Here is a 2,755-nt window from a genome sequence, read left to right on the forward strand (position 1 = left end):
CTTTGTGGCCGATCCGTTCCACGGTGGACGGATGTACCGCACGGGTGATCTGGGCCGGTGGCGTGAGGACGGCACGATCGAGTATTTGGGTCGTAACGACTTCCAGGTCAAGGTACGTGGTTTCCGCATCGAGCTGGGAGAGATCGAGGCACGGCTGGCAGAGCAGGTCGGCGTACGCGAGGCGGTGGTGATTGCCCGCGAAGATCAGCCGGGCGATCGTCGACTGGTGGCCTATGTGGTGGCCGAGGCRGGCGCCACGCTGTCGGTGGAGCGTCTTCGCGAGGCCCTGTCGGGAACGCTGGCGGAGTACATGGTCCCGAGTGCGATCGTGACGCTGGCCTCGCTGCCRCTGACACCCAACGGCAAGCTGGATCGCAAGGCGCTGCCGGCACCGGAGGCGGAGTCCTACGCGGTGCAAGCGTACGAAGCACCGGAAGGTGCGGTGGAGGAGGCGATCGCGRCGGTGTGGTCGGGCCTGCTGGGTCATGCCCGGGTGGGCCGCCACGACAACTTCTTCGCCTTGGGCGGCCACTCGTTGTTGGCAATCAAACTACTTGATGAATTGCGAAAAAAAGACATCGTAGTTGATGTCAGGACGATATTCCTGACACCTACAGTTGCAGGGCTGGCTTCCTCTGTACGAGTCATTCGCGAAGATCTGAACATACCCAAGAATCGGATTCCGAAGAAATTGTCTTCGGGGCCAAGAACGACGACGAAGATCGATCTATGACAATTGAAGAATTGCTGGCTGCCCTTTCCGAAAAGTCCGTTTATCTGAAGAAGCAAGGTGAAAACCTTAGTGTTTCGGCCGACGACGAGGTCCTAGATGGGGCCTTTGTTGAACGTATCCGACAGCACAAATCGGACCTTCTCGCGATGATCACTAGCGACGACGCTTGGTGGACGCCAGAAGTTCGTCTTGATCCTTCGATGTTGCCTCTAGTCAACCTTTCCCAAGAAGAGATTGACCGGATTGCCTCAGTGACTCCTGGTGGGGCGTCGAACATTCAGGATATCTATCCGCTGGCCCCGTTGCAGGAGGGCATCCTATTTCACCACTTGATGTCCACCGACGCGGATCCTTACGTACTTGTAACAATGACTTCCTTCGAGACTAGGGAATTATTGGATCGTTACATCAGCGCATTTAGCGCAGTCGTAGCAAGGCACGACATCCTACGAACCGCGATTGTCTGGGAAAATGTGAGCGAGCCGGTTCAGGTTGTCTTGCGCGATGTTGCTCTTCCCATCGAGGAATTTGGTGAATTGCAGGGTGGCGGGGATCAGACGGCAGCCGAAGTTCTCTACCAGCGGGTTGATCCGCGCCGCTATCGTATTGATGTTCGTCGCGCGCCGATGATACGGGCGTTCGTCGCATTCGACGTGGATTCAACGAAGTGGCTCTTGTTGCTTCTAGAACATCATCTCATCAGCGATCACACATCTCTCGAAATCTTGAACGAGGAAATCGAAGCCTATCTTCTTGGTCGCGAAGATGACTTATCTGACCCGGTACCGTTTCGCAATTTCATCGCCCAGACGAAGTTAGGATCCGATAAGCAAGCACAAGAAACCTTCTTCCGCAACATGCTTGGTGATATCGATGAGGTGACCGCTCCCTTTGGCATGTCAAACGTGTTTCATGATGGCACGGGCGTCGAAGATGGTTTTGTGGATATTGGGAAGGATCTGTCTTCGCGTATACGGGTGCAGGCGAAGAAGTTTGGCGTAAGCACAGCTAGCTTTTTTCATCTCGCATGGGCGCAGGTATTGGCGCGAACTTCGGGAAAGGATGATGTTGTTTTCGGCACGTTGCTGTTCGGCCGCCTTCAGGGGGGCGGAGCGACGGATAGAGCAATGGGCCTCTTCATCAACACTCTACCCATCCGTATACAGCTGCAAGGTATTGATGCTGCAGAGGCATTAGCTACCATGCATGGTGTTCTTGTAGGTATTCTTGCGCATGAGAATGCATCGCTTGCGCTTGCCCAGAGATGTAGTTCCATTCCAGCGCCCCAACCATTGTTTGCGTCACTGTTCAATTTTCGCCATTCACAGGGTCTCGGCTCTGGGTCGATGTTTGGCGGCGGTAGCGCATGGAAAGGCATTGAAGGTATCAGAGTAGAGGAGCGGTCGAACTATCTTTTGGACGTGTCGGTTGATGACCTTGGAGAAACATTCGGCCTGACAGTTCAAGTCGCTCCTGTTATAGGGGCTACGCGTATTTTGAGCCTTCTCGCCACAGCGAGTGTCAGTTTGCTGGAGGCGCTGGAAGCGGAGTCGGCGCGTCCGGTGCTCGCGCTGGAGGTGCTGAGTGCGCAGGAGCGTCATCGTGTAGTGACGGAGTGGAACGCGACGACGGTGGCGTACCCGTCCTCGTGCGTGCATGAGTTGTTCGAGGCACAGGTAGCGCGGACACCAGCGGCGACGGCGGTGGTGCATGGGGCGCTGTCGCTGAGTTATGCGGCGCTGAACGCGCAGGCCAATCGCCTGGCTCGCCATCTGCGCAGGCTGGGCGTGGGTCCGGACGCGCGGGTAGCGCTGTGCGTGGAGCGTGGGCTGCCGATGATGGTGGGCCTGTTGGCGGTGTTGAAGGCCGGTGGTGCRTACGTGCCGCTGGATCCGTCGTACCCGGCCGAGCGACTGCGTTACATGCTGGAGGATGCGGCACCGGTAGCGGTGTTGACCCAGCCTGGGCTGGGCGAGGCATGGACATCGCTCTCGGCACAGCTTGCCGTGCCGGTGCTGGACC

1 protein-coding gene and 2 pseudogenes are annotated in these 2,755 nt (G+C 57.3%); all 3 read left to right on the forward strand.

Annotation, left to right across the window (positions count from 1 at the left end; genetic code table 11):
* On the forward strand, window positions 1-733 hold a 733-nt coding region (locus tag AC1DYM_RS22875; protein ID WP_477342331.1), incomplete at its 5' end, for an AMP-binding enzyme.
* Window positions 730-819 (forward strand): annotated as a pseudogene (locus AC1DYM_RS22880) (hypothetical protein); the annotation flags it as partial. The gene AC1DYM_RS22875 and the pseudogene AC1DYM_RS22880, both read left to right, overlap by 4 nt.
* Window positions 820-918: 99 nt before the next feature.
* Window positions 919-2,755, forward strand: a pseudogene (locus AC1DYM_RS22885) (condensation domain-containing protein); the annotation flags it as partial.

This window comes from Luteibacter sp. P1_D3 (assembly GCF_056406135.1).